This is a genomic window from Allomuricauda sp. TY007, from assembly GCF_010468565.1.
Taxonomy (GTDB): Bacteria; Bacteroidota; Bacteroidia; order Flavobacteriales; family Flavobacteriaceae; genus Flagellimonas.
In genome coordinates, this window is the sequence record NZ_WUEG01000002.1 from 94,440 (window position 1) to 106,966 (window position 12,527).

At 44.0% G+C, this 12,527-nt stretch carries 10 protein-coding genes; 8 read left to right on the plus strand and 2 right to left on the minus strand.

The genetic code is table 11. The annotated features are described in order from the left end of the window. Positions 1-27: 27 nt before the first annotated feature. Positions 28-1,440 (minus strand): 3-isopropylmalate dehydratase large subunit, encoded by a 1,413-nt coding sequence (gene leuC / locus GO009_RS02290; protein WP_127136741.1) that lies wholly within the window; start codon positions 1,438-1,440, stop codon positions 28-30. A 722-nt stretch (positions 1,441-2,162) separates the two neighbouring features. Further along, positions 2,163-4,358 carry a transferrin receptor-like dimerization domain-containing protein gene (locus tag GO009_RS02295; protein WP_163624545.1) on the minus strand — a complete coding sequence of 732 codons (2,196 nt, stop codon included), beginning with the start codon at positions 4,356-4,358 and terminating at the stop codon, positions 2,163-2,165. A 708-nt stretch (positions 4,359-5,066) separates the two neighbouring features. Between GO009_RS02295 and GO009_RS02300 the strand changes: the two genes are divergently transcribed. From GO009_RS02300 to GO009_RS02335, 8 genes are all read left to right on the plus strand, one after another. Then, a complete protein-coding gene (locus tag GO009_RS02300) occupies positions 5,067-6,872 on the plus strand; it encodes a BspA family leucine-rich repeat surface protein (protein WP_163624547.1) in 1,806 nt (601 codons plus the stop codon). 697 nt (positions 6,873-7,569) lie between these two features. Continuing rightward, positions 7,570-7,893: a helix-turn-helix transcriptional regulator gene (locus GO009_RS02305; RefSeq protein WP_163624549.1), complete on the plus strand. Its 324-nt coding sequence runs from the start codon at positions 7,570-7,572 to the stop codon at positions 7,891-7,893. A 2-nt stretch (positions 7,894-7,895) separates the two neighbouring features. Beyond that, a complete protein-coding gene (locus GO009_RS02310; RefSeq protein WP_163624550.1) occupies positions 7,896-8,360 on the plus strand; it encodes an SRPBCC domain-containing protein in 465 nt (154 codons plus the stop codon). Between the two features lie 5 nt (positions 8,361-8,365). Then, positions 8,366-8,752, plus strand: a complete 387-nt coding sequence (locus tag GO009_RS02315; protein WP_163624552.1) for a DoxX family protein — start codon at positions 8,366-8,368, stop codon at positions 8,750-8,752. Beyond that, positions 8,749-9,336: a YdeI family protein gene (locus GO009_RS02320; protein ID WP_163624554.1), complete on the plus strand. Its 588-nt coding sequence runs from the start codon at positions 8,749-8,751 to the stop codon at positions 9,334-9,336. The genes GO009_RS02315 and GO009_RS02320 overlap by 4 nt, the downstream gene beginning before the upstream one ends. 25 nt (positions 9,337-9,361) lie before the next feature. Next, positions 9,362-9,715 carry a VOC family protein gene (locus tag GO009_RS02325; protein ID WP_163624556.1) on the plus strand — a complete coding sequence of 118 codons (354 nt, stop codon included), beginning with the start codon at positions 9,362-9,364 and terminating at the stop codon, positions 9,713-9,715. Beyond that, positions 9,712-10,335 carry a YdeI family protein gene (locus tag GO009_RS02330; RefSeq protein WP_163624557.1) on the plus strand — a complete coding sequence of 208 codons (624 nt, stop codon included), beginning with the start codon at positions 9,712-9,714 and terminating at the stop codon, positions 10,333-10,335. The genes GO009_RS02325 and GO009_RS02330 overlap by 4 nt, the downstream gene beginning before the upstream one ends. A gap of 258 nt (positions 10,336-10,593) precedes the next feature. Continuing rightward, entirely contained in the window at positions 10,594-12,525 is a 1,932-nt protein-coding gene (locus GO009_RS02335) for a hypothetical protein (protein ID WP_163624558.1), read from the plus strand. Positions 12,526-12,527 lie beyond the last annotated feature (2 nt).

The following is a 12,527-nucleotide window of genomic DNA, read 5'->3' on the forward strand; positions in this document are numbered from 1 at the left end:
TCATTGCTAATAGTTTATTGTATATTATTATGCCAAAACTTCTTCGTGCATTAATTCCCTTGGGTCGGTCACCTTACCGGTAACAGCTGCTGCTGCAGCCACTAAAGGACTTGCCAATAGGGTACGAGCTCCTGGCCCTTGTCGTCCCTCAAAGTTTCTGTTAGAAGTACTTACCGCATATTTTCCAGCTGGAATTTTATCATCGTTCATCGCCAAACAAGCAGAACAGCCAGGTTCCCTCAATTCAAAACCAGCATCGGTCAAAATATCCAAGATGCCCTCTTCCTTGATAGCCTCTTCCACTTTGTGTGAACCGGGAACCAACCAAGCGGTCACGTTGTCCGCTTTTTTTCTTCCTTTGATGATGGAAGCGAAAGCCCTAAAATCTTCAATTCTACCATTGGTACAGCTTCCTAGGAACACAAAATCGATAGGTTTGCCTACCATGGCCTCGCCTTCGCTGTAGTCCATATATTCCAAGGATTTCTTGTAAGTAGCAGGAGAACCATCAATAGTTTCAGCCAAAGGAATATCCTTGCTAATACCGATACCCATTCCAGGGTTGGTACCGAAAGTGATCATAGGTTCTATCTCGCTGGCATCAAAAGTCACTTCTTTGTCAAACTCAGCATCATCATCAGAATAAAGAGTGCTCCAGTATTCCATGGCAGCATCCCAATCCTTACCTTTTGGCGTGTATTCCCTTCCTTTAATGTATTCAAATGTGGTTTCGTCGGGAGCAATCATACCGCCACGGGCACCCATTTCAATACTAAGGTTACAAACCGTCATACGACCTTCCATGGACATATTTTTGAAGACATCACCTGCATATTCGGCAAAATAGCCGGTTGCACCGGAAGTGGACAATTTGGAAATAATGAAAAGTGCCACATCCTTCGGTGTAACGGCTTCGCTTAATTCCCCATTCACATTAATGCGCAAACTTTTGGGTTTGGGCTGCATGATGCATTGTGTGGAAAGCACCATTTCTACCTCACTTGTTCCGATACCAAAAGCGATAGCACCAAAGGCTCCGTGCGTGGAAGTGTGTGAATCCCCGCAAACAATAGTGGCTCCGGGTACTGTAATTCCATTTTCCGGGCCAATTACGTGTACAATTCCGTTTTTCTTATGTCCAAGTCCCCAATAAGGTATGTTGTGCGCGTTGGCGTTTTCTTCCAAAGCCTTTAACTGATTTGCGGACAAGGGGTCCTTTACCGGCAAGTGTTGATTTCTGGTTGGGGTATTGTGGTCCGCGGTCGCAAAGGTGCGTTCTGGATACAATACTTTTATACCTCTGTTCTTTAATCCTAAAAAAGCTACGGGACTCGTTACTTCGTGAACCAAATGCCTGTCAATAAAAAGTACATCCGGACCGTTCTCAATATGCTTCACCACGTGTGAATCCCAAACTTTATCAAAAAGTGTCTTGCTCATTGTGTCTTCAATAATTTGTAAGCCTACAAAGTTAAAATTTGTATGTAAAACCGAGTTTCGGTTAGTTGTAAAATTACGATGTTCAACCGCAATTTCAAGCGATTGTTTTTAAAGTTAACAAATGGTAAGGGTTGATTTTCAATTTATAACAAAGAAGCTTGGAGAATCGTATCATCTTATAATTACAAACCTAATCGATGTTAACTAATATAATTCCAAATGGTTTTGTTGACCCTCCCTGCTGGTGCGAGCGTCCCGCTCGTATCTATCATCTCTATGTTATTTAAAAGAACTTTTATATAATAATAAAGGTAATCGCAATCTCTTACTCATACTTGGCACAAGCCAAGAGGCTTGCGCTAGCGGGGGTATTGGTCAAGAGGCTCGTCTTTAGCGGAGGTCATGAATCTGTTAATATACAATTCAGGCACGCATACATTTATAAACAAGAACGATTGATGTACTACAATGCGGCTGCTAATTTATTAGTGGATAGAGATTCAAACCGATTGTATTCCAGTCTACGTTCCAAAAAATAGGTTATTTTGAAAAACCGAATTTTCCAACAGGCATTAGTCTGGATGGCAGCAACATTTACCTCTGATATTTTTATTGAAAAGTTTGAAGTGTCTTAAGTGCAATTTTATAATTACGTATAAAAAAACCGCCTCCTGTGATACATCGCAAGAGGCGGTCGGGTTGTTGTTGTCAGAGAAATCCAGTTACTGCACTAGGCTGTTCAGTTGTTGTACCTGAGCATCAAAATTTTTGAGGGTGGTGGCCAACACCCCGATTTGTTCCTGTGCTTCTTTCCATTCCTCCTGCTCAATGGCCTCGCGCACGCCTGGAAGTGTTTTTACCCCATAGCCCGTGTAAAATCCAGGGGCATAGATCTGATGCTTGAACCAATCCCTACGGGGCAGTCCCTTATCCTGCAATAATACCTGCTCCATACCCATCAACTTTTGGTTCAGTTGTGCCTTTTTGGCACTGGACAGGGCAAGTACATCGGCCTTGGAGAAGGTTTCGATACTTTTCTTTAAGTCGGCAACCACATTTTGGATAGGGGAGAAATCCAAATAGGGCACTTCTTCCTTCATTTTTGCGGTAGCTATCGGTTTTTTGGGGTCCATCACCAATTCGTAGGTATCGGCGGAAACCAATTTGTTGTGTTTTTCCACTTCGGCACGCATGTCTTCCAAAGTTTTCATTGCCTCGCCCAAATAGGTTTCAATGGTGCTGTGCCATTGGGTCAGTTCAAAGGGCAAAACCTCGGCATTGGCTAAACGTAACGAAATGCGTCCCGCGGTGTTGGCCAAGGCCACACCGTAGTCAAAACCAGGGTCTTTAAATCGGGTGTAGTGGGTGTAGGTGTCATAAATGGTGTGGTATTCCCCTCCTCGGCCTTCACCACCGTAGCCCAAGTTTAACGAGGCGATACCCGTATGCTGTATAAAAGGTGTATAATCCGAACCAGAACCAAGTGCGGACAGTTTAAAACTGTTATCACCACCACGCATCACATTGGCGGCCTTACGGCGCTCCGCTACGGACACTCCTTTCTGTGGATCGGTCACTGCATTGGCCACTTGGCTTACCATGGCCTGTAGAGAGTGGGAACCTCCGGCACCCAAATACCCGCGGCTGTTCCCATCGGTATTAATGTAGGCCACGGCTTTTTCTTTTAGTTCTGGAATATGATCTTCTACCCATTCGGTGGAACCGATCAGTCCTGGTTCTTCGGCATCCCAAGCACAATACACCAAGGTACGTTTGGGTTTGTGGCCATCTTTGGCCAATTGGGCCACTACGCGGGCTTCTTCCATTAAGGCGACCATGCCGCTAATGGGGTCGCTGGCACCGTGCACCCAAGCATCGTGGTGGTTTCCACGGATTACCCACTCGTCTGGGAATTCATCACCTTCCAAAGTGGCAATCAGGTTATGGGCAGGTTTCAATTGCCAGTCAAACTCCAATTTTAAGTGTACTTTGGCAGGTCCAGGCCCAATATGATAAGTCAATGGCAATCCACCTCTCCATGAATCTGGCGCTACAGGGCCTTCCAAGGCTTCCAATAAAGGTTGTGCATCTTCATAAGAAATTGGTAAAACCGGAATCTTGGTAATGGTCGGTGCTTCTTCTCGATCTAAACGTTTTGCGTTTTTGGTCGCAGCATAACCGGGGGTCAATACATCACCTGGGTACAACGGCATGTCCATTACGGAACCACGTTGAACGCCTGTTTTATTTTTAAAAGGGCCTTCGGGATACACATCGCCTTGGTAGTAACCATCATCCTTAGGGTCGGAGTAGATGATACAACCAATGGCACCCTTTTCGGCAGCCAGTTTCGGTTTAATTCCTCTCCAAGAGCCGTAGTATTTGGCAATAACGATCTTACCTTTTACATCGATGCCCAATTTTTCCAATTCTTCGTAATCCTTGGGTACACCATAGTTTACAAAAACCAGTTCCGCTTCCACATCACCATCGGTGGAGAAGGCGTTGTAGCTCGGTAATAGTTTGTCGCCTTGGGCGGTGTACGGGTCGCCCTCTACGGGAACGGCTTCCAGTTTGGCTGTGTATTGGGTTGGTGCCGTAAGTTTCAGCACGCGTACTTTAGGGTAGGGGAAAAGCACGTGGTACGTGTCAATTTGGGTATCGTAGCCCCAAGATTTGAATTGCTTTTCCATCCATTTTACGTTCTTTTCGCCATATTCGGTACCAACCCAGTGGGGTTCGGCAGCCAGGCGCTTCATCCATTGGTCCAAATTGTTGGCGGAAAGTTGTTTTTCGTAATCTGCTTCGAGTTGTAGTTGCTCGTCCGAAGCTTTTTCACTGAACCCAATAATGTTGTCCTGGGCCGAGACACTGATAACTCCAAAAAGGAGCAGCAGAGGTAATAATTTATTTTTCATTGTTTTGAATTAGCATTTAAATTTAAGTATTTCTGTGGTTAATTGGTTGCCGCTTACTGAGTTATTCGGTTATTGAATTATTTGTGTTTGAACTTGGTACTTGATGTTGGAAGGCAGTTTGCAGTTTGCAGTAGGCAGTAGGCAGTCAGAAGTAACTCAATAATCCAATGTAGTCGGATGCACGATGCATGAAGTCTTGCCTCTTGGCTCTCTTTCTTTGCTCTTGAGCCTGATACTTGAACTTGACACTTGAGTTTGCAATTCACAGTAGACGGTAAGCAGTCAGCAGTAACCGATAACCGAATAACCCAATAACTCCTAACCCCAGTCCAGCAGCGCAGCGGTCTTGGCTCTTTGTTCTATTTTCCAACCATTCACCCTTTACCTTTTACCCTTTTGACACCAATTCCACGAATCATCACGAATTTTCTGTTCTTGAACTTGCAGTCAGCAGTTCGCAGTAACCAATAACCGAATAACCCAATAACTCCAAACTCTGAACTTGAGTCTTATCTCTTTTGTATGCTCTTGAACTTGATATTTGAACTTGAACTTGACACTTGACACTTGAACTTGACACTTGAACTTGAACCCATCAACCCAACCCCTGCATCCGTCAATCCAAACGGGGCATTGGTAAGATCGGGCCCAAAATTCTCCCGCAAACATCGCATCTTGTCCCAATTTATAATCAAAAACAAAAATATTATGAAACACTTTGCAAAGAAATTAGGTATGGCACTCATGGCCACCATCATGATCTGGAGCTGCGGCAAGGACGACGGCCCAACACCGCCCAAGAACACCGCCCCTGTGGTCAAGGCCCACACCTTTACGGTAGCGGAGACCATTGCGGACACCGAGACCATAGGCACGGTAACCGCCACCGATGCGGAGGGCGATGCCCTTGCCTTTAGCATTAAAACGAACGACGGCAACCTTTTTGAGATCACCAAGGAAGGCAAACTGAGCCTGGCCGCGGGCAAGGCACTGGACGCGGCGAGCAGCGACAAGCACAGCATAACGGTGAGCGTAACCGACGGCACGGCCAAGGCCGATGCCACAGTAACGATAAAAGTGACCGCTGTTGACCCAGATAATCAGTCCCCGGTGATCGAGGCGCAGGAATTTACGGTCTCCGAAGCGATCACCGATACCGATGAGATCGGGCAGGTAGCGGCCACCGACCCAGAGGACGATGAGCTTACCTTTGAGATGATCGCGAACGACAACGACCTCTTTCTACTGACCACGGCAGGGATGCTGACCTTGGCCGAGGGCAAGACCTTGGACTTTGGGACCGCCACGGAGCACAGTATAACGGTAAGGGTGAGCGATGGCAACACCACCGCCAATGCGGAGATCACCATAAAAGTGACCCAGGGCACTACCAACTCGGCCCCGGAGATCGAGGCACAGGAGTTTACCGCAAAGGAGGATATAGCCGATACCGATATGATAGGCACGGTGACCGCCACCGATGCGGACGAAGACGAGCTTACCTTTGAGCTAAAGGAAAACGACAACGACCTCTTTTTGCTGACCACGGCAGGGGAACTCACCTTGGCCGAGGGCAAGGCACTGGACTACGAGACCACTACGGAGCACAGCATAACGGTAAGCGTAACCGATGGCGAGGAGACCGCCGAGGCTACAATAACCATAACCGTGGAGAATGTGATAGAGAGCATGGCCGAGGACCCCGCCTCCTTTGTGACCACCTGGAAGACCGAGACCGATGGGGAGGAGATTACTATTGGTATAAACTTTTTTTACACCTACAACTACACCGTAGACTGGGGCGATGGCACGGTGGAAGAGCTTACCGAGGCTGATGGAAACCCATCCCATGTTTATGCCACAGCGGGCACCTATACCGTGGCCATACAGGGAGAGTTTCCAATAATTGATATGTCTGTTTCCAACGACATGGATAAACTTATCGGTTTGGAGCAATGGGGCAATATACAATGGAAATCTTTTAATAATGCTTTTGCTAATTGCATAAACATGGTTTATAACGCCACGGACGCCCCCGACCTTTCCAATGTAACTGACATGAATTATATGTTCTCTGGGGCTACTTCCTTTAATGGCAACCTTAGTAATTGGGACGTAAGCAATGTGACCAATATGAGACGTATGTTCTGGAATGCCTCTTCCTTTAACGGGGATATCGGCAATTGGGACGTAAGCAATGTGACCGATATGAGTTATATGTTCTCTGAAGCCGCCTCTTTTGACAGGGACCTGGGCAATTGGAACATTGGTAAGGTAGAATTCATGACTGGTATGCTAGACAATTCTGGGATGTCCAAGGAAAACTTTAATGCCACATTGATAGGGTGGAGCAACTTTGTAGAACAGAATAATGGCCCAGATGGTATAATCTTGGGGATGGACAATCTTACCTTTTGTGGACAAGAAGTAGGTGATGCCGCTAACACCCTGAGTAACATTCATGCTTGGAATTTTATAGGAAACTACACCTATGAAGGTGTGAATTGTCAATAAAATTAAGATAATTCCTTAAAATTTTACAGTAACAATTATTTGCCACCGGAAGGCCTAAGGGTTTTTCGGTGGTTTTTGTTTTTAGTTGTGGGGTTGTTCGATGCTCGGTGTTGGAAGTTGGAAGCACGATGCACGGAGTCTTGTGTCTTGATTTTCTTCTCTTTGTGCTTGACGCTTGATACTTGAGTTTCTCATTCCGTGCGGATGCTGAGCGGAGCCAAATCGTCATTTCGAAATGAGATGCAGCGCATCCATTGAGAAATCTCTTTTGAAAGATCAAGGTATAGTCTTGAATAGATTTCTCACACTCCCGCCACTCGGTTCGAAATGACATGGAACCGAATTAGGATAATTCGAGAAATTCGTGTCAAAGTCGGAAGTCGGGAGTCCGTTTCTGGTTTTGGGTTTCAAGTTGCTGATTTATTGGTTGTTTGATGCCTGCTGCTCGATGTTGGAAGTTGGAAGCACGATGCACGAAGTCTTATCTCTTGGGTCTTGATTCTTGATTCTCTTTTCTTTGTACTTGACGCTTCATAGTTGAGTTTGTCATTCCTGCTGGTCCCTGAGCTTAGTCGAAGGGAAGCCTTCATAAAAATCGATCAATTGTCTTTAACCCTTAATATGACCTCAAAATTGTTAAGGTAAATTTGCGCAGTTAAATGGTTGCACTTATATTTGCAGTCAAATAACTGCATAAATGGAATTGCGAAGAGATGTTTTTCAGGCGATAGCCGACCCAACCCGAAGGGCCATTATTGCCATGGTGGCACTTAATGCCATGACACCAGGAGCTATTGCGGCCGAATTCGATTCGTCCCGGCAGACCATTTCCAAACATATCCGAATCCTTGCCGAATGTGAATTATTGGACAAACAACAGCAGGGGAGGGAGATATATTATCATTTTAATCCACAGAAATTAAAGGAAATAGCAGATTTTATTGAACCTTTTAGAGATATGTGGGACGATAGGTTCAATGCCTTGGAGGCCATCATGAAAAAACAACCACCTAAAAAATAAGAATGGAACGGAAAACAAAAATCCACGCTGAGGACGGAAAACAGGAAATATGGATTACCCGAGAATTTGATCTTCCCGTAACCTCTTTGTTCAAAGCATACGAGGAGCCTAAAATTGTGGAACAATGGATGGGGACACAGGTAATAAAGCTGGAAAACCGCAGGCATGGTAGTTATGAGTTCGAAACTACAGACCCGATGGGGAACAAGCACCGGTTCAATGGTACCATACACGAGTTTGTACCCAACTTAAAGATTACCAGAACTTTTGAAATGGAAGGAGACCAGTTTCCGGTGCAACTGGAATTTATGGAATTTGAGGCATTGACGGATACTACGAGCAAATTAACCATACACATGGTATTTAAATCGGTGGAAAATCGTGACCGTATGCTCAAGTTGCCCTTTGCACAGGGCATTAATATGGCACACAACCGTTTGCAGGAAATAGTGGAACAATTAAAATAAACAAGATGACGAAGCGAAATAAGATTATTTATTGGGTGGCCACAGTTTGGTTGGCCTTGGGCATGACTTCAACAGGCATTGTTCAATTGATGGGGATGGAAGAAGAGATCCAAATGATGGAACATTTGGGGTATCCGTTGTATTTTCTTCTGATTATCGGGGTATGGAAAATTTTGGGTGTAATTGCTATTTTACTACCCAAATTACCACTACTTAAAGAATGGGCCTATGCTGGTTTTGTCTTTACCATGTCGGGGGCCATTGTGTCCCATTTGGCGCTTGGCGATGCAATTATTGACCTTTTTGGGCCATCGTTATTATTGACATTGACCCTAATTTCTTGGTATTTTAGACCAGCTAGCCGAAAAGTGCCCAAAATTCAAACGTCATGAATACAAATCCAAAAGTCGATTTCTTTTTTGAAAAACCATCCCAATGGCAGGAGGCCTATCGTGAATTAAGAAGAATAGCGTTGGACACGGGAGTTGCCGAAGCATTAAAATGGGGTGTTCCCTGTTACACCCATAATGGCAGTAATATTTTTTTGATCCACGGTTTTAAGGATTACTGCGCGTTGTTGTTCCACAAAGGTGTTTTGTTGAAGGATACCGAAGGTATATTGGTACAGCAGACGAAGAATGTCCAATCGGCACGGCAGCTTCGATTTACTCATGTGGATGAGGTCAGGAAGCTTGAAAAGGTGATAAAAGCCTATATCCATGAAGCCATTGAGGTGGAAAAAGCGGGATTGGAAGTCAAAATGAAGAAAACTTCTGAATTTGATATGCCCGAAGAGCTTCAGGATAAACTGGATGAGGACACAGCATTCAAAACCGCTTTTGAAGCGTTGACCCCAGGGCGACAGCGTGGGTACATGCTCTACATTTCACAAGCCAAACAATCCAAGACCCGTGTATCGCGGATAGAGAAGTCCATTCCCAAAATTTTTGAGGGCAAGGGGTATAACGAGCGGTAAGTACAAATAAAATCAAAGAAAAGCAGTGCGAAGAATAGTTCCCAATATGTATTCCGATAATCTGGAAGCGAGCAAATTGTTTTATATGGATTTCCTTGAGATGGAGTTGGTTATGGACCTAGGGTGGATCATAACGTTTGCTTCCAAAGAAAATCCAATGGCACAAATCAATATCTTTAAAAATAAAAAGCCGGAGCCTGTAGATAATGAATCGATCTTTCTGTCCATTGAAATATCCAATGTGGACCAAATGTACGAACGAGCCAAGAAGTTGGGACACGAAGTGGTTTATGGGCCAACAAATGAAAATTGGGGCGTGAGACGGTTCTTTGTAAAAGAGCCAAACGGTGCCACTATTAATCTATTGACACATTTATGAATCCCGAAATAGACGCTTACTTACAGGAGGGCTGTGGTCGCTGTGCCTTGGGCGGTACCCCAGAATGTAAGGTGCACAATTGGCAAAAAGAGTTAAAATACTTGAGAAGGCTAGTGCTGGATTGTGGGCTTACCGAAGAGCGAAAATGGAGCGTGCCCTGCTACACCCACAACGGTAACAATATTCTTATGGTGGCTGCATTCAAGGACAATTGTACATTAAGTTTTTTTAAAGGTGCCCTGTTGAAGGACGACCATAAGATTCTGGAAAAACCAGGGGAAAACACCCAGTCCGGCAGGGTAATCCGTTTTACCGATATTGAACGGATTGCAGCCCTTGAGCCCGTTTTAAAAACCTATATTTTCGAGGCCATTGAGGTGGAAAAAGCAGGACTGAAGGTCGATTTTAAAAAAGCATCGGAATATGTGGTTCCTGAGGAATTTCAAAAGCGTTTGGATGGAGACCCCGAACTCAAAGCAGCTTTTAACGCCTTGACACATGGAAGACAGAAAGGGTATTTGTTATACTTTTCCAGTGCCAAACAATCCAAGACCCGTGAGGCCAGAATTGAAAAACATACCCCAAGAATTTTCAAGGGACTGGGGCTGCATGATAAATAAAGGCAAGGCCTAAAAAGCTATGCTTATGAAAAAAAGCAATGCATAACTAATTATTTTACCATTTCATGTCTCATTAAAAAGGTGTAGGAAACCATTGGATATAAAAGCAAGGACCATAAATATTTAAAAATTTATCAAACACTCAATTTTTTAATAAAAAATCAGGGAAATCAAAAAAAGCTAAAGCATTTATCATCCAAAAGGTTTATTGGTTTCGTAGCTTATTGTGACTATCAACTAACCTGTAATTTCTACATAATGCAGCCCTCTAAAAAAAGGCTTTTCCCGGTATTTTTCTTTTTGGCGTTAACGCTCCACACATTTGGTCAAGAACTCAAAACGTACGAAGGACCTCTTCGAGTGGGGCCTTATTCGGGAAAAGCGGTTTACCAATATACTATTTCCGACCTTGATACCATTTTTGATGGTGATTTTGAGTTAGAGCGATCCAATCTTGAGACTCTTGTGCAAAATACGGACAATACGTTTCGTTTTTCGGGAGCTTTTGATAAGGCCATCGCCCATGGACCATGGCAATTTGAATTTGGTGCCTACCAAACCAATAGCCAAAGCCAAGTGGTGGGCTACCAATACAGGGTTTTGGTAAGCGGTGTACAAGAAATAGGGAAGGGCAGCCTTGTTAAGGGCAAACCGGATGGCACATGGACATACACCATTAATCAAATCAAGGATTCTGAAATTGAAAAAATACTTTTTAAGAGCAGTATTTCTTTTGATGAAGGAGTGCCACAACAAAGTTTCCAAATAGAAAACGATAGCAGTGTGCTGGTCGGAAGGCTGTTGAGAGACGGTCTGGCCCACGACGAATGGTCGTTCTATGCCACAGAAAACGTTGAGGACACCGAAAATTGGTTTTTTGAGGATGGGTTGCTCCGCCGTATCCAAATGGTTTTAGGCGGCACATCCAAAGCGGTTCCATTATTCGATACCCATGCATCCAACTATAAAACCATTCAGCTAAACGCCCAATACATTGCTTTGTTGGGTGCGGTTTTGGACAACGATAAAGAAAAAAGCCATATATCCCGATTGTTGGAACAGAACAATGGCTATTATAAAAAAATAAGTAAGGTCTTAGATCATTTGGGTTCACCGGATTTTGAAACCAATATGAAGGTAAAGGTACCATACTACCCGTTGGACTCTCTTCAAAATAAGATGTTGGAACAAATTGCCTCGGATTACAAAATAGCGTCGGATTTGAGCAATGCCATTTTAGGGAACAGTCACTTGAACATAGTAAAGCGTACCGATTCAGAAGCGTTTTTCTATTACAATGTTGCCGAAAAAATATACAACGACTTTCTTGTGCCTTTGGGAACCTTGGTAGGGTACAAAGAGCATGAGATTGTACAACACCTAAAAATTCCGGGCATGATGCAGGGATTGTGGCCCAAAGGAAAACCAAATACGGAAATTGTTGTTGCCGATGAAAAAGGCGGGCAACGAACCTTTAGCCTACCAAGTTCTGAGGAATTTGGTTATGAAAGTGATGATTTACTGTCCGCAGCTGCCATGGCCACCTATGCCAAAATGAGTTTGGAATACATAAAAGGGTCGCTGGCCTCAAGGCTCACCAATGATGAACAATTACAAATTTTAAATGGGTTGGAGGAGGAGCTCATAGCACTAAACAACAGCTTGGAAAAACAAGTTGATTCGCTTCCCGAAAAGTTTCCGCAAAATTTCCGAAAAGCAGTGAAACAACTCCAAAATGTAGCGGATAGTTCGTTGACCGAATATGCCTCCATTAAAAACCCGAACAAAAAATTGGAATATGGAAAAGAGGCGAAAAATTGTCTTTCGCAACTCAACGCACTCGCCATTACGATTAAGGAGCTTCCACAGCGTAGCGAAGAAATCCAAAAGAAATACACCGATGCCGTTTGGAACCCTTTTATGGCCAATGTTATGGAAGAAGAGGTAAAAAAGCGAATCGTAAATGCATACGAGAACATTTTGGTTCCTTATTTCCTTACAACGATAACCCAAGAACTGCAATGTGACAATGCGGACAACCTTAACAATGAAATTATCTATACCAATCAAAGCATATTGGATTTACGGGACAAGGATACCAGGAAATTGGAACGTAAGCTACGAAAGGAAAAACGCCCCAAAGAGGTACTGAAACTCTTAAAGGAGCAATCAACTTCTAAAAATCAATAGGC